This is a genomic window from Sodalis sp. RH16, from assembly GCF_047324245.1.
In the GTDB taxonomy this organism is placed as follows: Bacteria; Pseudomonadota; Gammaproteobacteria; order Enterobacterales; family Enterobacteriaceae; genus Acerihabitans; species Acerihabitans ligni.
Map to the genome: position 1 here is coordinate 1,758,300 of NZ_CP178737.1, position 18,291 is coordinate 1,776,590.

At 51.0% G+C, this 18,291-nt stretch carries 19 protein-coding genes and 2 pseudogenes; 11 read left to right on the forward strand and 10 right to left on the reverse strand.

What is annotated here, in order from left to right; all coding sequences use genetic code 11:
- The first annotated feature begins 575 nt into the window (after positions 1-575).
- Positions 576-831: pseudogene (locus tag ACL2XJ_RS07990) on the forward strand (helix-turn-helix domain-containing protein).
- 29 nt (positions 832-860) lie between these two features.
- Here ACL2XJ_RS07990 and ACL2XJ_RS07995 read toward each other — a convergent pair.
- On the reverse strand, positions 861-1,775 hold the full coding sequence (locus tag ACL2XJ_RS07995) for a LysR family transcriptional regulator (protein ID WP_413726167.1): 915 nt from the start codon (positions 1,773-1,775) through the stop codon (positions 861-863).
- A 102-nt stretch (positions 1,776-1,877) separates the two neighbouring features.
- On the opposite strand from ACL2XJ_RS07995, the gene ACL2XJ_RS08000 reads away from it, so the two are divergent.
- Positions 1,878-2,333: an ester cyclase gene (locus tag ACL2XJ_RS08000; RefSeq protein WP_132924087.1), complete on the forward strand. Its 456-nt coding sequence runs from the start codon at positions 1,878-1,880 to the stop codon at positions 2,331-2,333.
- Here the strand turns inward: ACL2XJ_RS08000 and ACL2XJ_RS08005 are convergent.
- A complete protein-coding gene (locus tag ACL2XJ_RS08005) occupies positions 2,327-2,476 on the reverse strand; it encodes a hypothetical protein (RefSeq protein WP_413726168.1) in 150 nt (49 codons plus the stop codon). The genes ACL2XJ_RS08000 and ACL2XJ_RS08005 overlap by 7 nt on opposite strands.
- A gap of 190 nt (positions 2,477-2,666) precedes the next feature.
- Here ACL2XJ_RS08005 and ACL2XJ_RS08010 point away from each other — a divergent pair, with 190 nt between their 5' ends.
- Complete coding sequence (locus tag ACL2XJ_RS08010; RefSeq protein ID WP_413726169.1) at positions 2,667-3,833, forward strand: MFS transporter; 1,167 nt, start codon at positions 2,667-2,669, stop codon at positions 3,831-3,833.
- A 154-nt stretch (positions 3,834-3,987) separates the two neighbouring features.
- Here ACL2XJ_RS08010 and ACL2XJ_RS08015 read toward each other — a convergent pair whose 3' ends face one another.
- Positions 3,988-4,641 carry an NUDIX hydrolase gene (locus ACL2XJ_RS08015; protein WP_413726170.1) on the reverse strand — a complete coding sequence of 218 codons (654 nt, stop codon included), beginning with the start codon at positions 4,639-4,641 and terminating at the stop codon, positions 3,988-3,990.
- 371 nt (positions 4,642-5,012) lie between these two features.
- Here ACL2XJ_RS08015 and ACL2XJ_RS08020 point away from each other — a divergent pair, with 371 nt between their 5' ends.
- From ACL2XJ_RS08020 to ACL2XJ_RS08040, 5 genes are all read left to right on the forward strand, one after another.
- Entirely contained in the window at positions 5,013-6,083 is a 1,071-nt protein-coding gene (locus ACL2XJ_RS08020) for a bifunctional transcriptional activator/DNA repair enzyme AdaA (protein WP_413726171.1), read from the forward strand.
- Positions 6,084-6,199: 116 nt separating this feature from the next.
- Positions 6,200-6,859, forward strand: coding sequence for a LysE family translocator (locus ACL2XJ_RS08025; RefSeq protein WP_207917873.1), 660 nt, complete (start codon positions 6,200-6,202; stop codon positions 6,857-6,859).
- A 23-nt stretch (positions 6,860-6,882) separates the two neighbouring features.
- Positions 6,883-7,407: a GNAT family N-acetyltransferase gene (locus ACL2XJ_RS08030; protein ID WP_413726172.1), complete on the forward strand. Its 525-nt coding sequence runs from the start codon at positions 6,883-6,885 to the stop codon at positions 7,405-7,407.
- A 303-nt stretch (positions 7,408-7,710) separates the two neighbouring features.
- On the forward strand, positions 7,711-8,619 hold the full coding sequence (locus tag ACL2XJ_RS08035) for an alpha/beta fold hydrolase (protein WP_413726173.1): 909 nt from the start codon (positions 7,711-7,713) through the stop codon (positions 8,617-8,619).
- A gap of 269 nt (positions 8,620-8,888) precedes the next feature.
- Complete coding sequence (locus ACL2XJ_RS08040; protein WP_132924080.1) at positions 8,889-9,170, forward strand: helix-turn-helix domain-containing protein; 282 nt, start codon at positions 8,889-8,891, stop codon at positions 9,168-9,170.
- A 31-nt stretch (positions 9,171-9,201) separates the two neighbouring features.
- Here the strand turns inward: ACL2XJ_RS08040 and ACL2XJ_RS08045 are convergent, their stop codons facing one another.
- The gene (locus tag ACL2XJ_RS08045; RefSeq protein WP_132924079.1) at positions 9,202-10,116 is read right to left on the reverse strand and encodes a LysR family transcriptional regulator; all 915 of its coding nucleotides are present in this window, start codon (positions 10,114-10,116) and stop codon (positions 9,202-9,204) included.
- A 96-nt stretch (positions 10,117-10,212) separates the two neighbouring features.
- Between ACL2XJ_RS08045 and ACL2XJ_RS08050 the strand changes: the two genes are divergently transcribed.
- On the forward strand, positions 10,213-11,070 hold the full coding sequence (locus tag ACL2XJ_RS08050; RefSeq protein ID WP_413726174.1) for an aldo/keto reductase family oxidoreductase: 858 nt from the start codon (positions 10,213-10,215) through the stop codon (positions 11,068-11,070).
- Positions 11,071-11,152: 82 nt separating this feature from the next.
- Here the strand turns inward: ACL2XJ_RS08050 and ACL2XJ_RS08055 are convergent, their stop codons facing one another.
- From ACL2XJ_RS08055 to ACL2XJ_RS08065, 3 genes and pseudogenes are all read right to left on the reverse strand, one after another.
- Complete coding sequence (locus tag ACL2XJ_RS08055) at positions 11,153-13,498, reverse strand: membrane-bound PQQ-dependent dehydrogenase, glucose/quinate/shikimate family (RefSeq protein ID WP_413726175.1); 2,346 nt, start codon at positions 13,496-13,498, stop codon at positions 11,153-11,155.
- A 593-nt stretch (positions 13,499-14,091) separates the two neighbouring features.
- Positions 14,092-14,205: pseudogene (locus ACL2XJ_RS08060) on the reverse strand (Rpn family recombination-promoting nuclease/putative transposase); the annotation flags it as partial.
- Positions 14,206-14,580: 375 nt separating this feature from the next.
- On the reverse strand, positions 14,581-15,462 hold the full coding sequence (locus tag ACL2XJ_RS08065; protein WP_413726176.1) for an Rpn family recombination-promoting nuclease/putative transposase: 882 nt from the start codon (positions 15,460-15,462) through the stop codon (positions 14,581-14,583).
- Positions 15,463-15,729: 267 nt separating this feature from the next.
- Between ACL2XJ_RS08065 and ACL2XJ_RS08070 the strand changes: the two genes are divergently transcribed.
- Positions 15,730-15,945: a hypothetical protein gene (locus tag ACL2XJ_RS08070; RefSeq protein WP_413726177.1), complete on the forward strand. Its 216-nt coding sequence runs from the start codon at positions 15,730-15,732 to the stop codon at positions 15,943-15,945.
- 99 nt (positions 15,946-16,044) lie between these two features.
- On the opposite strand, the gene ACL2XJ_RS08075 is transcribed toward ACL2XJ_RS08070, so the two are convergent.
- Positions 16,045-16,365: a DoxX family protein gene (locus ACL2XJ_RS08075; protein WP_413726178.1), complete on the reverse strand. Its 321-nt coding sequence runs from the start codon at positions 16,363-16,365 to the stop codon at positions 16,045-16,047.
- A 1-nt stretch (position 16,366) separates the two neighbouring features.
- Positions 16,367-16,747, reverse strand: coding sequence for a DUF4267 domain-containing protein (locus ACL2XJ_RS08080; protein WP_132924074.1), 381 nt, complete (start codon positions 16,745-16,747; stop codon positions 16,367-16,369).
- 118 nt (positions 16,748-16,865) lie between these two features.
- On the opposite strand from ACL2XJ_RS08080, the gene ACL2XJ_RS08085 reads away from it, so the two are divergent.
- On the forward strand, positions 16,866-17,462 hold the full coding sequence (locus ACL2XJ_RS08085; protein ID WP_413726179.1) for a TetR/AcrR family transcriptional regulator: 597 nt from the start codon (positions 16,866-16,868) through the stop codon (positions 17,460-17,462).
- A 186-nt stretch (positions 17,463-17,648) separates the two neighbouring features.
- On the opposite strand, the gene ACL2XJ_RS08090 is transcribed toward ACL2XJ_RS08085, so the two are convergent.
- Positions 17,649-18,038, reverse strand: coding sequence for a hypothetical protein (locus ACL2XJ_RS08090; RefSeq protein ID WP_413726180.1), 390 nt, complete (start codon positions 18,036-18,038; stop codon positions 17,649-17,651).
- Between the last annotated feature and the right edge of the window lie 253 nt (positions 18,039-18,291).

Below are 18,291 nucleotides of genomic sequence, written 5' to 3' on the forward strand. Positions count from 1 at the left end.
CGCTACCTCACTTGCTGGTAAGTAAAAACGAATTTCCAATGTCTAGAAATCGATTTCTCATTGATGGCGAATTTCTCTTGAAAAGACGTTGCTGCACGCCATCAGAATATGAGTAATCGATTTCTTGTCAATATGGCGCCAGAGGGAAAAAGCGGTAAAAAACGGGATAGGGATAGGGATTCATGCTGCGGTAAACCGATTTATAAAATATTTAGAACCAGTAATCGGGTACACATCTGTGGTGATTACGTCTTGGCAACATAATCAACGATATTATTGTGCTTAATTTAACCAATTTATAGCAATGGAATCTATGCTGTTTTTACTTGTTGATATTTCGATGAATTTTCAAATTCTATTATTGAGAAGGATATAGATAGCTTTCCAATGATAATCGGGATACACATCACATTTTCTTATTTCATCATGCCTGAAAAGAAGATCCTATGCTTTCCTAAATTTGTTTAAAAAAGAGGATGGCACTTACTGACAACGAGAATGTTATTATCCAATTGGGAATCGTTAGGTAAAATGCGGACATTCAAATTCGGGATCTTTTACTCAGATACTCTTTTATGGTCTCGATATACGCTCAGGAATATCAATTAGTTATAACATTGTTCAAAACTACCCGTATTTCAAAGGGGGATTACCCAGGGACAACTTGCCGACGCTTTGGGTCGCCCGCAATCATTTATTGCAAAAGTGGAAAACGGTGAAAGACGATTGGATATCGTTGAGTCTGTTCATTTGTCTAAATTGCTGGGGATTGAACCGGAAATCATGATTAATAAAATCCCCCGTAAATTCAGTCCGCTTTACCCGTTATAATAATCGGATAACGGAGGTTTCCATGCCCATCAATCTAACGAAGCGCCAAGCGTCGCGATAAGCCCCCTGAACCACTGCTGAGCCGGATGCGGATCGCTGCGCCGGTGCCAGATCAGGTGAAAATCAATGGACGGCAGCACAATCGGCGGCGGAAACAGGACCAGATCCCGTTGAACGGACGAATGGAGCACGACCCGCTTCATTACCGTTGCCGTCATGTCGGTTTGAGCAATGACCGCGGGAACCGCGAGCATCTGCGGCAGGGTCAATGCCAAGGTGCGCTGCTTGCCCATCTGCGCCAGCGCCTGGTCCACCAGGCCGTAGCGATCCCCTTCCGGCGACACCAACACATGGGACAAGGCCAGGAAGGCATCCATACTCATTTCCCTCTTCGCCGCGGCGCTGTCGCGGCGAACAATGGTCACGAATTCATCCCGGAAAATGGACTTGGTTAATATGCGGCTCTCTGGGCGTCGCGGGGGTACCCCTACCGCCAGATCGATGGTCCCCGCATCCAGCAGGTCCACTGCGCTATCCCGGCCGTTGAACGCATGCACGTTTAATGTGACGCCGGGGGCCCGCTTTTCCAGCGCCCGCGCCAGCGCCGGTAGCAACACAATGGCCGCATATTCGGACATCCCGAGGGTAAAGGTAAGCGACATCCGTTCGGGTACAAACTCCGGTTTTTCCACCAGGGCCGCCTCTATCTGCCTTAGCGCCTGGGAAATAGGGTTGGCGATATCCCTGGCGAGGGGGGTGGGCAGCAAGCCGTCCGCGCTGCGCAGGAACAGCCGATCGTCAAACAGCTGGCGCAGGCGCGACAGCGCCGCGCTCATTGCCGGCTGACTGACCCCAACGCGCGCCGCCGCGCGGGTCACGTTACGTTCAATCATCAGCGCATCAAACGCCGCCAGCAAATTTAAATCGATACCATGAAAATCCATATTTCAAATAATCATTCATATTGGATATTTGTTAGACAAATTTTAACGGGTTATACAGAATTGGCCATGGGTTCTTAAAAATTCAACGAGGATGAGAGGCATATGACCGACACCAACACGCTGGCCGATACCGAACGACTGAAAATTGAACGTCAGGCGGTGGAAACGCTGTATCGGGCGTTCAACGACAAAAACCCGGATCTGATGGATATCGCCGTCACCGCCGATTGGGAAGACATTCCGCTGGCGCCCGGCCAGGGACCCGGCCCGGAAGGACTAAAGCCGATCATCGGCCTTTTTTTACAGGCCATGCCCGATGTCAATATCATCGTCCATGATCTGATCCAGGTCGCCGGCCGCGCCGCCGTGCGTGCGGAAATTACCGGCACACATCTTGGCCCGCTGTTCGGTATTCCGGCCACCGGAAAAAAGGTCAGCTTCAGTATCCATGAGTTCCATGAATTCGAAGGAGAGCATATCAAAAGGACTTGGCATCTGGAGGACTGGTTCGGCCTGTTCCAGCAGTTGGGCGCCTACCCCCCGTTAGGTAATCATTGATGGCGGGCGGGATGTTTCACGCCGCGAAACAGGTGGACAGATAATCGATAAATACCCGGGTTTTCAGGCGTTCCGGCTTTGGCGAGATTATCGGGCGAGGCGTCCACCTTTGAACTGAATACCGCCAGCTTTTTGGCCATCACAAATGATCCAGGCGCGCTCCATTCATGACCTATCCATTCATGACTTAATCATTCATGACCTATCCATTCATGACATAGTTGTCATCAGAGAATTGAATGCTACCTTATTTTTCTTTAATCGTTTAAAGATTATTGTGGGGGCCAGACATCGGTCTACACGACGGCGATTGTGACAACCGGATAAATAACGATGATTCGTGCTTTATTGGTATTGATGTTAGGCGCCTTTGTTTCCCAAACCACCGAGTATTTACCCATAGGACTGCTGCCTCGTATCGCTGAGGACCTCCAGGTGTCCCAGGCCGCCGTTGGCGCGCTGGTGACAGGCTATGCCTGGATCATTACCCTGACGGTCATTCCCATCACGCTTTTGACCAACCGGATAAACCGCCGCCCCCTGTTTCTCGCCCTGCTGGCTATTATCACCCTATGCAACGGACTGGCGCTGGTAGCTCATTCCTATTGGTTTCTGATGCTGTTAAGGATCGTTGCCGCCTTGGGGCATGGGGTATTCTGGTCCATTCTGGCCTCCTACGCGGTTAAAATCGCGCCGCGCATGCCGCCGGGCCGGGCGACCGCCTGGGCCTATTCCGGCATCTCCCTTTCCATTGTCGGCGGCGTACCTTTATCCACCGCCCTGGGACAGGCCTTTGACTGGCAAGTGGGATTTGCCATATTCGGCGCGTTCGGACTGATCATTTTTATCCTGGGGTATTTTTGGCTACCGTCGGTGGCCGTCGCGATCCCGGATTCCGGGGGCAGCTTCCCACGCCGCAACTGGCCGCTGTATGGCGCGGTGGCGGTGACGCTGCTGATTATTACCGCCCACTTCAATGGTTACACCTATATCACCCCGCTGGTAACAGATACCCTGGGGATGCGGGGCCCCCGCCTGCCGCTGGCGTTACTGGTATTCGGCCTGTCCGGCGCGGCGGGAACATTATTGGCCGGCTGGCTCGGGGCAAACCCCGCGCGTTTGGCGGTACTCTCCGCCAGCGGTATCGTTATCAGCCAAGTGCTAATGCTTTATCTCGCCCCGCAGCCCGGTATCCCCTGGCTGGTGATGGCGGTTTGGGGCGCGGGCATCGCCATGCTGTTTATCGGCTTGCAGAGCTGGGTCATAGAGCTGGCGCCGGGTCAGGCCGAGGCGGCATCGGCGCTGTATGTGATGACGTGCAATATCGGCATTGGCGCCGGCGCGATGTCGGGCGGATTGTGGATGGTGCATTACGGCCCAAAAGCGTTGTTGCAGGCGGGGGCGGTGTTGGGCATTGTTGCCGTGTGCAGCTTTATGCTGCCCGGCTATTTACGAAAGCGGCGGAAGGCTTATTCCCAGAGCCGTTCGGTGCACCGCTGAAGGCGGGGACATTCGAGCGATTGCTCCCCGGCTTGTGATGGAGAACATTGTATCTTTAGCGTGGATGATATTTTTTGGTAAAGATTATTATCTCTGGCGCAGATTGTACGCGTTGACGAAAATTATTATTCACGCCATTTCCTCCTGCTTTAGCTTAATCGAACCAAGTCTCTTTATTGTTTTTTATAATGTCCAGGCTGCTTTCAATTTCAATGGGAACGATCCGCGTTAAGGATAATGGCGGCAGCTTTTGCGGATCGAAAAAATCAATATCAAGAGAATCCTCGCTTAATTGCAACGTGCCCCCCAGTTCTTTACAGAAGAATATCAGCTTATAGACATGCCAGGGATAAGGGGGATGTCCATGCAGATTTCTGTCCCATACTCCTAATAAACGCTCAACCCTGACTACCAGGCCGGTTTCCTCGACAACTTCCCGGCACACGGCGTCGGAGGGACTGTCTCCCACATCGGCCCAGCCGCCGGGCAAGCTCCATAATTTATCATCAGCTTCCTTTACCATCAGTATCTTACCCTCCCTTAGCACCACGGCCCTGGTATCAACCTTGGGTGTGGCGTAACCCTGCTGTTTGATAAATTCTTCCGCAAAGTGCAGCTTGTCCGCCGAAAACTGTTGAGCCATAAATTGCGCGGCGATATCACGCAGCTCCGTGTAACGCTCAATATCATAGCGATCTTTGGTAAAGGTCAGACCGGTTTGCGCCATTGCCTGCAGTTTTTGTCCCAATGCAATCAACGATAATTCCGCTGTGTTTCCCTGATCGTCTTTTATATCATTTGAGCTCATAGCGCCCTCTCGTAAAATAAAAAATATCTGGCCAGTATAAAGAAAATAAAATATTCTTAAAGCACTTTGCTAATATTTTAAGAATAAGGTGCAAGATGAAATTTGGTTAATTTGTGTTAAGCCTGATATATGAAGAACGAAACGCACCGGGCAAATAATATTGCCGTCATGGCCAACGGTAAGTGAGTCTTGGATGGGTAGCGGGAAAGTCTTTAATTTATACAATTAATAGATATTTAATTCTTAATAATTGATTTTGTAAGCATATAATTTCAATATTAAGCAAGAAAAAATCCTTACCCGATTTACGTCGCCGGCGATGATTGTTTGTATTAGCATCGTCATGACTTGCTCGGATGAAGGTGACCGTAATGTTATTTGATCTGCCGGATGATGACATTCTTTACCAAGCGTTGATGGAACGGGATCCGTCCTATGAGGGGTTCGCTTATGTGGGTGTGAAAAGCACCGGCGTTTTCTGTAAGCTAACCTGCCCGGCGCGCAAACCGAAACGGGAAAACGTCCTGTTTCATTCCTCTATAGCCGCCGCGCTGGAAGCGGGATTCCGGCCCTGCAAGCGTTGCCGACCCATGAACGCCGGGCTGACCCGTGAGCCGGCCATCGATCGATTGCTCGACGCATTGGAGCATGACCCCAATCAAAAGTGGTCGGAAAAAGAAATAATCGATATGGGATATGATCCGTCCGCCGTCAGACGGGCTTTCCGGCGGCAGTTTGGCATCACCTTTTTAGAGATTGCCCGATTGAGGAGAATCGGACGGAGCATTGATTCGTTAGCTCATGGCGCCAAAGTCATTGAGGCGCAGGTAAATGCCAACTATGATTCAGGCAGCGGCTTTCGCAATGCGATCGCCAAATTGATAGGCGTTGCGCCCAAGAACGTCAATCACCTTTCTTATCTTAAAGCAGATTGGATAGAAACCCCCATCGGCACAATGATCGCCATTGGGGATAAGCGGGCGCTTTATTTATTGGAATTTCTTGATCGCAAGGCATTGCCCGGCGAAATAGTATCTATCAAAAAGGCCACCGGTTCCGAAATAGTCATGGGGCGGGAAGAGCCCATCGATTTGATTGAAGAGGAACTTGGTTTATATTTTGCGGGAAAGATTTCCGACTTCACCACGCCGCTGGCGAAATTCGGCACGCCTTTTACCAATACCGTCTGGGATGCGTTGAGAACCATCCCCATGGGACAGGTGCGCAGCTATTCGGACATAGCCAGGCAACTAGGCAATGGCAAAGCAACCCGCGCCGTTGCGAGAGCGAATGGCGCCAATCAAATCGCCATTGTTATCCCTTGCCATCGGGTCATTGGCGCTGACGGCTCGTTGACCGGCTATGGCGGCGGTCTCTGGCGAAAGAAGTGGCTTATTGAGCATGAGCGCCGTATGACGCATTTCCAGGTTACTCATGAATAAAAATAGAGAATGCATGAATGGTAAGAAGACCCTGAACGTGGCTGTAACATTGTTGCTTATATAGCCGTAACGCCGGGGTGATTTTTTGTATTTTTAATTATTTATCAAAGTGTTATATGACATTTTATACAGGAAAAATGATGCTGTCATACGATTTGTTTATCCCTTTCTTTTTTACCACTATCATATTCGCCTATATTCCCGGCCCTGCGATGCTTTATACCGCCGCCCAGACCATTGCCAAGGGTCGGCGCGCGGGATTGATGGCCGCGCTAGGTATCCATTTAGGTGGTTATGCCCATGTTATCGCGGCAGCGGCGGGACTTACCTTGCTGTTTCATGTCGTTCCCATTCTTTATTTGGCGGTAAAGCTGCTGGGTGCGGCCTATTTAGTCTGGCTGGGTATACAGATGTTCCGTATCCGACCCTCTGGCGAGGTTGCGACATCCGACGTGAGAAGGGTTAAATCTGCAAAGCAGGCTTTTTTTGAGAGTGTTACGGTTGAGATTCTGAATCCTAAAACAGCCATTTTTTATCTGGCATTTTTGCCGCAGTTTATTGATGTTTCCGGAACTCTTCCGGTTTGGCTGCAATTTATCGCGCTGGGAAGCATCGTTAATCTGACATTTTCTTCTGCTGATATTGTTTGCGTGCTTTTGGCCGAAGTCATTTTATCCCGGCTGAAGAAGTCAAATCGCATGCAAAATGCCATGCAAAAGATCGGCGGCGCGATTTTCATCGGCTTAGGAGTAAATGTTGCATTGCAGAAAATTTAAATTTTATCAAATGAGGATAATAGATGGAGCTTTGCATCGCGGAGGTCAAAGACCTCGATAAAGTCGCCGAACTGGTTAACCAGGCCTATCGAGGTATTTCAGCGCCGGATTGGACGACCGAAGTCGGATTGATCGAAGGGCCACGTACCAACAGGCATTCGCTGGAAGAGATGATTGAGAACGGCGCATCGATCATTCTTGTGGCGCGTGGTAACGCTTCCGGCAAATTGGCCGGCTGTGTCGCCCTTACTCCGATGGACAGCGGCGAATGGTACCTCTCGATGCTGGCCGTGAGTCCTCAGGTGCAATCCTCCGGTCTGGGCCGCTCTCTAATGATGGGGGCGGAGAAATTCGCCCGCGACGCCGGCGCCCACAGTCTGAAAATCTCGGTCATCAATGTGCGTGAAAAGCTGATTGAATGGTATGAGCGGCGCGGTTTTGCGAAAACCGGACATATTGAGCCCTTTCCCTATGACGATCCCGGCGTAGGCGTCCCGCTGCGCGGCGATCTTACGCTGGTTACGCTGACCAAATCATTAATGGCCTGAAATCACGGATCGGGCTGTTTGCGTTCGTGCAAAAACGGCAAGCGGCCGCAACGCCGCTGACATAACGCGTTGTGCGTATCAGTCCAACGGCGGGACCACGCCTTACGCCAGCGTCTTGAGCAAACGCGCGCGGCGGCGCTCGAGATCGGCTATCTGACGTTCTATTGAGAGTAACCGCTTGCGCTGAGCTCTTACCGGCCCAGTGATTTTTTTTGAGTAAAAGGCTGCCAAATTAGACGATTGACCCTGACCTCGGCGTAAGGGTAACTGTAATCTCTTGTTCGTTAAAGAGAGTACCCTAAAATGGTTAAATTTAATCTCAGTCGCATCCTGTCAGTAATGGCGGTTATCGTTGCGTTGTTCTTTGGGACGCCCTTTGCTTTCGCGCAGCCCAAAAACTATACGGTCACTTCTTCTGACGGCGTTGTCATCGCTGTTCAGGAATCAGGAAACCCTAACGGTATCCCTGTGGTATTGATTCACGGACTGCTCGGCAGCCATCTGGATTGGGCGGGGCAGGTTAACAGCGCCCAGCTCGCACGCTATCGCCTGATCACCTACGATCTGCGCGGCCACGGTCTGTCCGGCAAACCCACGGCTGCCATTGCCTATACCGATGGATACCGCTGGGCTGACGACCTCGCCGCAGTCATCAATGGGGCGCACGCCCGCAAACCGGTATTGGTGGGGTGGTCCCTAGGCGGTATTACCCTCTCCAACTACTTGGCGAAGTATGGCGACGGTAATATTTCCAGCGTGATGTATGTGGATGGCGTGATAGAACTGACCGCCGATCTGATTACACCTCATCCCGATGTCTACGCGAACCTGGTTTCACCCGATCTCCTGACACACCTCAATGCCATACGTGATTTCCTGAACCTGTGTTTTTATACCAGGCCTCCTCAGTCCACGTTTGAGCTGTTGTATGCCAGTGCCGCCATGGCCTCCTGGGATATGCAAGATAATATATTTTCAGTATCCGTCTTTGCCGTTCAAGGGTTAGGTAAAACCAAGGTGCCGGTATTGCTGCTCTTTGGCGCGAAAGACGCCCTGGTGCAGCCTAACCCGACCATCGCCAGGGCGAAAGCCATTAATCCCGCCGTTACAAGCAAATTATATGCAAATTCCGGTCACTCGCCTTTTATCGAAGAAACGGTGCGGTTTAACGGCGATCTTTCGGCTTTCATCAGAGCTACCGCATCTCACTGAGGGTGTTCCCTCCCGGCCGGCAAAACCCCTGACGCTACAGATTTTCTTAATCTCTCATCCGCAGGCGTGAAAAGATGCTGTTTTCTGCAGCGGCCAGGGTTATTGGCCCAATATGATGGTGGGCCGGCCATTTATTATTTAAAACAGCCTATGCTTATTATGAGATTATCAATTATTACTGGTATGGATCTGCTGGTGCATTGCTTGTCTGTTTCATCGATGTTAAGGAATGCTAAAGATGTTTTTACATTGACGTTGGCGAAAACTCGATGGTTCCTAAGCGCTTGAAGTCAGCACGGATAAGGGCAAATCTTACTCAGGTGGAGTTGGGTATTCTGGCGGGTATTGAGGAAGCAACGGCATATTCCCGCATGTCACATTATGAAAATGGCACTCACCGTCCTTCTTTTGAAATCGTCTGCGCATTTGCTCGCGTTTTAGATTTACCCGAAGCCTATTTTTATACCGTTGATGACAAACTTGCCGAGGCGGTACTTGAATTGTATCTGGAACATAAGGCGAATAAGCCGCGTGGAAAAAAACCGTTGTGATCCGCGCTATGGTCGGCAATTATCCTTTTTTTTATTTAAGAGAGTACTGTTGATATTCGCGAATAAAATCGATAAAGGCGCGCAGCGGCGTCGGCACCAGCCGTCTGTCGGGGTAATAAAGATAAGGGCCGGGAAAATCTTTCCACCAGGGTTCCAGTATGGGCTCCAGCGCGCCGCTGGCGAAGTGGGGTCTGAGCCACTCTTCAAACAGCTGGATGATCCCGATTCCCGCCATTGCCGTTTCCACCGCCAAATCGACCCCCGCGCCAATATTGACGATAAGCGGCCCTGACGGTTTTAGCTTGACAACCTCGCCGTTTTTTTCAAATACCCATTCCGGCAAGACGCCGCTGGCAAACTTGCCGCGAAGGCAAGCGTGGCGCAGCAGCTCTCGCGGATGCTCCGGCCGGCCCCTGCGGTCAAGGTAGCTGGGCGATGCGGCAATGGCGTAACGCTGCCTGCGGGGACCGATGGGCACGGCAATCATATCCTGTTCCAGATTCTCGTCGTAACGTATCCCCGCGTCGCTTCCGGCGCTGAAAATATCGATCACGTTGCTTTCCGCCGTGATTTCCAGCTGTATGTCTGGATACCTGGCCAAGAACGCGGGAACAATGCCTGGCAACACCAGGCGCGCCGCGCTGACGGGCACGTTCAGCCGCAATGTGCCGGCGGGGGTTTTACGAAATCCGTTAACCGCATCAAGGGCTGATTCCACTTCGCTCATGGCGGGCAGCAGCCGTTGCAAAAGGATTTCCCCGGCCTCCGTCAGGACAACGGTGCGGGTGGTTCGATGGAATAATCGTACCCCCAATTGCTGCTCGGCGCGCCGGACGGCATCGCTAAGGCGCGATGGATTGCTGCTGGTGGCCCGTGCCGCCTCCCGAAAGCCACCCGCTTTGGCAACGGCGATGACTGCATTCAACAGTCCGAGATCGATTTGCATTGTCCAGATTTCCGTACAGCCTGTTTCAACTTAACGGTATAGTCGCACAGGCATTTACCCCATACAATAAGTCACACATTGCAGAGGAGAGACATTATGGGAAGCCGCAACACATCCGGTAGTTATCAGCTTGGCCATCGTCAGGTCAAACGTATTGGCTACGGGGCGATGCAACTGGCGGGGCCGGGAGTATTTGGCCCGCCCAAAGATCCCGCTATGTGCCTGCGTGTTCTCCAGGAAGCGGTTGCCGCCGGCGTAGACCATATCGATACATCCGACTTCTACGGACCGCACATCACCAATAAACTTATCAAAGAAGCGCTGCATCCCTATGCGGACGATCTTTGCATTGTCACCAAGGTGGGCGCACGCAGGGATGAGAAGGGCGCTTGGCTTCCGGCCTTCTCGCCGGCGGAACTCATCAAGGCGGTGGAAGACAACCTGCGTCATCTTGGGCTAGATGTGCTTGATGTCGTCAATCTGCGCAGCATGTATGGTGAGCATCACCCTGAAGACGGCCCCCTTGAAGCCCAACTGACGGCCTTGGCCGAATTAAAGGAACGAGGTCTGATCCGGCATATCGGTCTGAGTCATGTGACGTCCGCGCAAATAGCTGACGCCCAAAAAATTACCCCCATCGCCTGCGTGCAGAATCTTTATAATCTGGCTTTACGTGATGACGATAGACTAATCGATGAGCTTGCCGCTCAAGGCATCCCCTTTGTGCCGTTTTTCCCGCTGGGCGGTTTTTCACCTCTTCAATCCGAGGTGCTTAACGATGTCGCGCGCAAATTGGACGCCACACCCATGCAAGTGGCCCTGGCCTGGCTGTTGCAGCGCTCGCCGAATATTTTGCTGATTCCCGGTACGTCATCTCTCACGCATTTGAGAGAAAACCTGGCGGCGGCCGACGTGCGGCTGTCACCGGAAGATATTAGCTTGCTGGAGCAATAGGGCGGGCAAAGGTAAACGAAGCGTTGTCTTTAGATAAGGCACGGACGGCAGCCAAAGTACCGTCCGTGCAGGTAAGCGCAGCTTATTTCTGTTCAGGTAACGCGTAGGCGATAACGTAATCCCCTTCCGGGGTCATCATCCCGTGATGGCCGCCGGCCATGATGATGACAAATTGCCGCCCGTTGACCTCATAGGTCATCGGCGTCGCTTGGCCCCCCGCAGGCAGCTGGTCCTTCCACAGCGTTTTGCCCGTATGCACATCGATGGCGCGCAGGTAGTCGTCCGTGGTGGCGCCGACAAAGGCCAAACCACTGGTGGTGGTCAATACCCCGCCATTGTTCGGCAATCCTATCTGGAATGGCAACATGGAATGCAGACCCCACGGGCCATTGCGCTCGGCGGTACCCAGCGGGCGATCCCAGAGGGTTTTACCGGTGGCAAGGTCTATCCCCTTGATCATGCCGAACGGCGGCTGTTTGCAAATAACGCCGATATTGGAGACCCAGCCGGTGTTCACGTCCTGACCGTAAGGCAAACCGGCCTGCGGACGGTTACGTCCCGGCGGCGGATTTTTGTAGCGCGGATCCCCCAGCCAGAACACGTTCATGGCATCGTCAACGGCGCGCGGCACCAGCTTGGAGTAACTGGGAAGGTCATTGTAATTTTCGATAATCAGACCATTGTGCACATCCACCGAAACGCTGCCCCAGTCGGAGCCGCCGTTATTTCCCGGGTATTCAATCCAGGGTTTATCGGCAGTGGGCGCGGTAAATATGCCCTGATAGCTGGCAGACCGGTATTGTATCCGGCAGACCAACTGGTCAATGGGCGATATGCCCCACATCATTTTCTCGGTCAGGTCAGGCTTCTGGGTGCGGCTGTAAAGCGAACGTTTTTGCACCGGCGCCCGTTCGGCCGGCTCAACGCCGCCCTGGGGCACTTTTTGTTCCTCTACCTGGTGCAGAGGCTGCCCCGTACGCCTGTCCAGTACCCACAGGTCCCCCTGCTTGGTGGTGACGATCAATGCCGGAACATTGCCTTTATCGGTGGGAAAGTCCACCAGGCTGGGCTGTGCCGGCGTATCGTAATCCCAAACATCATTCTTGACGAATTGATAGACCCAGCGCGGTTTACCGGTGGCGACGTCCAGCGCGGTAATCCCTGAGTCATATTTTCTCTCTTCATCATTACGGGTGGAGCTGTAATAGTCGCCCGCGGAACTTGCCATCGGCAGATAAACCAGGCCGAGTTTTTCATCCCCCACCGCCGTGGACCACATATTCGGCGTACCCAAAGAATAGGTATTGCCGGCGGCGGGAAGGGTGGTGATATCCGGTTGTTCCATATCCCAGGCGAAGCGCAGTTGACCGGTAACGGCGTCATAACCGCGGACTACGCCGGAAGGAGCGGACCTCAGTTGGCCATCCATCACCTGCTGCCCCGCCACCACCACGCCGCGAACGATGGTGGGCGCCGAGGTCTCGGAGACAATGCTTGGCGGCCATTTGCCCAGGCCTTGCATCAAATCAACGAAGCCGTGCGAGCCAAAATCCTCACAGGCCTGGCCGGTTTGAGCATCTACCGCCACCAGTTTGGCGTCCATGGTGCCGGCGATAATGCGCGTAGAACAGGCTTGCCCTGGTTGCGCTTGCGGATTGGCATAATACGACACGCCGCGGCAGGCCGAGTTAGGCGCGGAAGATTCCGGCGGGGTTTTGGGATCAAACATCCACTTTTGTTTCCCCGTCGCCGCGTCCACGGCAAACACCTTATGGCGGATAGTACAGCCATACACCGTATCGCCGATTTTAATCGGCGTCAGTTCATTACCGTAGTTCGCCATATGCGGCTCACCCGTCCGGTATACCCATGCGCGCTGTAACCCGCTGACGTTACTTGGGTTTATTTGCGATAGCGCCGAGAAACGCTGTGCGCCATAACCGCCGCCATAGGTAGGCCAATCCTGGGAGGCGGGCGCGGTGACATCGTCAAAATAATTGCCCGGCTTGGTGGTGACGGCCGCGACCGGATAGGGTTTTTGCGCCATAGGCACGGCGATGCCCAATCCCACCACGGTTACCACCAGTAAGGCGATACCATAGGGACGATAGCCCTTCTCCCCGTTGGCGCGTCGTGCCGGCATCAACAGCACGGCAAAGATCAAAAAAAGCAGCGGCAAATCAAGACGGGGCACCAAGGCCCAGCCGTTGAGTCCTGATTCCCAAAGCGACCAGATCAGGGTGGCGATGAAACTGATTGCATACAGATAAAGACCGGCGCCGCGTCTAAATAGCGTCAGTAATCCGGCAATCACCCATACCAGGCCGATGGTAAGGTAATAAGGACTGCCATGTAGCCTAAGGAGTTTGAAACCGAGCACAGCGAGGATAGCGCCGGCGATGATGAGCACTATCCCAAATACCACCATGCCAAAATATCTTAGGCGCGAATGTTTTACACTTCCTTCATTTGACGAATTCATGGGTAAACTCAGTTTGGATTGAATGCGATGGTGTGTTCAGCTGATATTCACATAAGCGAGATTTTTCGCAGAGAAGGTCCAGCCAGCTACCGCTATTGTTAATGAGTATTTAACAAAATGCGTGACGGATTTTAATAAAAACCATTTTCAATCTAGGTATTGCGGTTCCGGCTGTCAAGCATGCTAAAAATCATTTGATTGAATAACCTCATGTTTTGTAGAGGCTATGGTCGCAACAACACGATTTCCCTCAAGTTTAAAGAGAATGACTCTTGTTAAATTATTGTGATAAAATATTACATTACTGAAGTTATGAGGGAAGGGATTGATGAGCTGGCTGCTGCAAGGTTGATCAATGGTATGGGTGTTCCAGAGCTGGAAAAGTGGATTATTGTCGCGGTGTAGACCTTGTGCCCGTACAGGTTGCTAAAAAAACCGTTGTCCACAATCCGATATGTGTCTTAGCGGGTCAGATTTTTAAGTTCAGCGTTCATCAGTCCGCCAAGTTCTGCTTGAACTCAATGCGGTGGCCAAATATTGATATCCCTTGCCCTGATATGCTTTTGTACAAATTCCAGCAGCGCGACTTTACGATGGGTTTTGATTTTGTCGCTCGGTATAACGATCACATCCATCAGGGGAAACCCGTGTTTTTTTACGTCATGACCTAAAGCGAGTCATGAACATTTTTTTAGGGAATATATTTGCCGTTAGGAAATCATTAAGCTCTTCATATTTTAAGTTGCAGGGGCGTTGGTAAAACTCGGCTCATCCATGAGCCTCGCTCCTTCGGGCCCGACCAACGATGTGCTTACTTATATTTTTATCAAACTCGGGAGTCCGTTTCTCTTCGATGATAAAGTAATTTAATAGCTCAATATTAAATTGATTAAATAATATATGCTGACTCAATTTCGATAATGAGCAAATCTTGTATTCCTTACACTTTGCGACCGAAAAAGCATTTAACTACAAACTTCCCCACCGAGAAGCTTGATCCATTGAAGCGTCGTTGTTTGGCCCTTGATTTACGCTGCTTGCTCCATCAGGGCATCAAGTTCATTAGAGCTCAATCCGGTGGCACGTTCTATCGTGGCGCGATCTAAACCCATGGATAATAAATTAAGAGCGATTTCTCGGGCTTGCTCGCTCCGTCCTTCAAGTTTCAGGTTTTCTGCAAGAGTCATCATTTCCTCCCTGTAACGTGGCGTATTTTCCATAAGAATACGTAAAAGGGTTTCTAAGTCAAGATTATTTCCCTCCTGCGTAAGATAGCTCAAAAGCGATTTCACCTGCTCTTTGCTGGGATTTTCAAATTTCAGCAAAAAGACAATATCCGGTAGCCAAACATTAATATCCCTTGCCCTGATATGCTTTTGTACAAATTCCAGCAGCGCGACTTTACGATGGGTTTTGATTTCATTGTCTGGGATAACCGTTATATCTACCAGGGGAAACGCTTGGCAATACAGCATTTGTGCCACGTCTGGGTTGTGGAAGCAGTCCAGCCAAAGGGTGCTGTACGGGTAGGGACTTTGTCTACCATGGTAAAACAACAACGGTATCACCAGCGGCAGTTTTTTATGACCTTGCTCAAGGTGGCGATGCATTGCCGCTATGCTGTAGCGCAGCAGCCGAAACGCCATCATCTCGTCCGCGCTGGACTGGTGTTCAATCAGGCAATAGACATAACCTTCTCCCTCCGAGGTGTGCATGCTGTAGAGCATGTCGGTGTACTGGGTGCTAAAGTTATCTTCGACAAAGGAGCCTGAAGTAATGGCCAGCGTGCCAAAGTCGCATATTTCCCGCAAAGCTGGCGGCAGGTGTATTTGCAGGAAATCATTGACGACGCTGGCATCGCTAAAGAATTTCTTGAACAACGAATCATGAGGTATAGGGATAGTTTTCATCGGTTCACTGTAGCGGTGTGAATATCTACACAATATAAACGGCATTTTGACCGGATTGAGCAAGGTATAAATTTTCTAGGTGCTTCGCACTTTAATGCAATACTGTATTTCTTATCGGTTACTTATTTTTATCAATGAATTTCCACAAATAAAATACTACGTTCGGATTATATTAATTGAGAAGAGTTTATTTATTAAGGTGTTTTTTAACTATTTTTGGTGGATTTTTAATCTTTGCACTGATAGAGCCGGTTTGTACTGCGTGAAATGAGTGGTCAGGTTTGGCTTACTCAGTTGGAAATGGCCGAGTTGTACCAGACCAGTGAACAAAATTTCGGCAAACACTTGAAAAGCGTGATCACTAAGGGGGGGCTGGCTGAGGAGGCGGTTGTAAACCAGAAGTTTACAACTGGCGCTGATGGTAAAGAGTATCTGACTTTGCTCTTTTCTCTGCCGATTGATCCGATGCTCAATTCGGACTGAATTCCATCAAAGAGATCTCCTATTTTGCAAAGCTATTTAGTGGCAAGATTCCCTGTGGGATACATTCGAACGACGTATGATTATTTCCGTGCCACACACTCAAGACGATATCTCTGCGAGCGCGATCACGACGATAAAAACACTCAGTGGTACAAGGTGCGTTAAGTCGCGGTGGCGCAAAACGGTCACCACCGCGGCCGCAATAATTGCTGTCCCAAGCGCCAGACCAACCATTCGACTGGCGGGCAGCGCAATCAGCAAGGCGCTTAATATTTCCAGGCCGCCGGTAAAACGGCCCCACCAGCGCGGGTAACCCCATCGGGCAAAATCGCGTCGCGTCGCGGCCGTGCCGATGGCGTTAACAAGGCCTGCTCCAAGGAAGCCGGAGGCCAGGAGCCAAACCGAAACAGCATGGACCATCTCAGCGTACCCCCATCAGTAAAGGAATAGCCGTTAAGATCATAAGCACGGCCGTAGGGGCATGAATGCCGAAGGCGCTTTTGGCGGAGCCTTTCGCAGCCAGAATCAGCAGCATGTCGCCGACAGGGACGATGGCTTCCACCAGCAGGATGATGCCGATCCCTTGGGGGGCGCCCCAGGCCATGAACGCCAGTATCAGCACTCCCGATGCAATGTCCCGCACCCCCTTGAGGCGGAGCCACCAAGGGATGTTGGCGCCGCTTTCAGGCAACGGCAGGCCGAAACTGCGTGTCGCGGTCATCGGTTTCAAAACATATTGGGTGCCGATCGCGATAATCGCCAGCGCCAGTAACAGCGCCATTCCCATCACAAGCCAATGCATGGCGGTAGTATCCTTAATGGTTAAATATAGCAATGAAATATAATCTATCATTGCTAGATAATCAAGCCTCCGTATAATAACAAGGCATATCGCACATCTGTGTCTGGGAGATCGAACGATGAGTATCGCCGAGCGGAAAGGCAGACAACGCGCTGAACGCGAATTCCGCATCATCGCGGCAGCGCGTGCGATCGCGGAGCGAGAAGGATGGAATGCCGTAACGATCCGCCGCCTGGCCGAAGAGATTGAATATAGTCAGCCGGTTCTCTATTCACATTTCGAGAACCGGGATGCGATTGTTGCAGCCGTCGCCATCGAGGGTTTCCAGGAGCTTACCGTCGCAATTCAGGAAGCGGCGCGTGAAGCCACCGGACCACGAAACGCCCTCGAGAATGTCGCCATGGCTTATTTCGACTTCGCATTGGGCCAGTCAGCACTCTACGAGGCCATGTTTATCCTGCCGACGGATCTGCGGTTCGCTGAAGCAGAAACCAGACCGGAACTGCGGGCGGCTTTCGACGCTATTGCTACGGTCATAACGCCGTTTTGCGACGACGAGGAGCTTGTGACCGAGACTTTTTGGGCGGCCTTGCATGGACTGGCCGAGCTTGAACGTTCAGGCCGAATCAGGCCCGGTGCGCGCGTTGAACGCATTATGCTGGTTGTTCGGGCGCTGCTCGTTTTCCGAAATAACTCACAGGACTCCGGCTCATAGGCCAAATTACCTTAATAAATTCAATCTATAATAGGGGGTTTGCATAACAGAAAATGCTGTTGAAAATTATCAAATTAAATTTTAATAATTGAAAAATCATATTTTATTTGTTTGGACTCATCGGCCGAAAAATAACCATACACAAATCTTTCTACCGGTGAGTATGATTCTTGAAAGCCTGTATGATTAGCCCTTCATTCTTACCGCTAAATCCATCAACGCATCAAGCTCTATATTACTCAATCCCGTGGCCCGCTCTATCGTTGTGTGATCCAGACCCATAGACAATAAATTACGGGCGATTTCCCGGGCTTGCTCACTACGTCCTTCATTCCTTCCTTCATCCCTTCCTTCCAGTTTCAGATGTTCTGCTAGAGTCATCATTTCATCCCTGTAACGTGGCGTATTTTCCACAAGAATACGTAAAAAGGTTTTCGAGTCAAGAGTGTTTGTCTCCTGGGCGAGGTAGCGCAGCAGCGATTTCCCCTGGTCTTCGCTGAGTTGCGCCAAATCCATTAAAAAAGCAATATCCGGCAGCCGTAGGTTGATATCCCTTGCTCTGATATGTTTTTGCACATACTCAAGCAATGCTGCTTTGCCATGGGTTTTAATTTCACTGTTCGGTAACGGTGTGAATATCTACCGAATATAAACGTTATTTTGACCGAAGTGAGTGCGGTATAAATTTTCAAGGTGCTTTGCAATTTAATGCAACACGCTCGCTGTTTTCAGATACTAATTATCAATAATGAATTTCCACAAATAAAATACCAAGGTGGGATTATATGAAATGAACAGTGTTTAATTATTGTGAATTTTTCTAATATTT